2 protein-coding genes are annotated in these 541 nt (G+C 64.2%); both read right to left on the bottom strand.

All coding sequences use genetic code 11. The features are described 5' to 3' along the window. Window positions 1–102: 50S ribosomal protein L30 (gene rpmD / locus AC1DKD_RS41885; protein ID WP_477144817.1), on the bottom strand; the 102-nt coding region annotated here is incomplete at its 3' end. Between the two features lie 35 nt (window positions 103–137). Beyond that, window positions 138–541 (bottom strand): 30S ribosomal protein S5 (locus AC1DKD_RS41880; protein ID WP_477144816.1); only part of this gene is annotated, 404 nt, incomplete at its 5' end.

The following is a 541-nucleotide window of genomic DNA, read 5'->3' as shown; positions in this document are numbered from 1 at the left end:
GCGGACAACGGTGTGTCCGATCCGCTTCAGGCCGAGGGACCGCAGGGTGTCGCGCTGGTTCTGCTTGCCGCCAATGGCGGACTTGATCTGAGTGATTTCCAACTGAGCGTCCGAGGGGACCAGGTTCTTAGCCAAGACTAAACACCTGCCTTCGGAGCCAGGAGGGCCTTCACCAACGCTGCCGGAGCGATCTCGTCSAGCGGCAGGCCGCGGCGTGCTGCCACTGCCGCCGGCTCTTCGAGGCGCTTCAGGGCATCAACGGTCGCGTGAACGATGTTGATGGCGTTGGAGGAACCGAGCGACTTGGAGAGGATGTCGTGGATGCCCACGCACTCCAGTACTGCACGGACCGGACCACCGGCGATAACACCGGTACCGGCGGAAGCCGGACGCAGCATTACGACGCCGGCAGCGGCTTCACCCTGAACGCGGTGCGGGATGGTGTTGCCRAYGCGGGGAACGCGGAAGAAGGACTTCTTGGCYTCTTCAACGCCCTTSGCGATAGCRGCGGGWACTTCCTTGGCCTTGCCGTAGCCCACGC

This window comes from Cupriavidus sp. 05T313, from assembly GCF_056396665.1.
The sequence above is the reverse complement of the archived record's forward strand: the minus strand, read 5'-3'. Positions and strand labels throughout refer to the sequence as shown.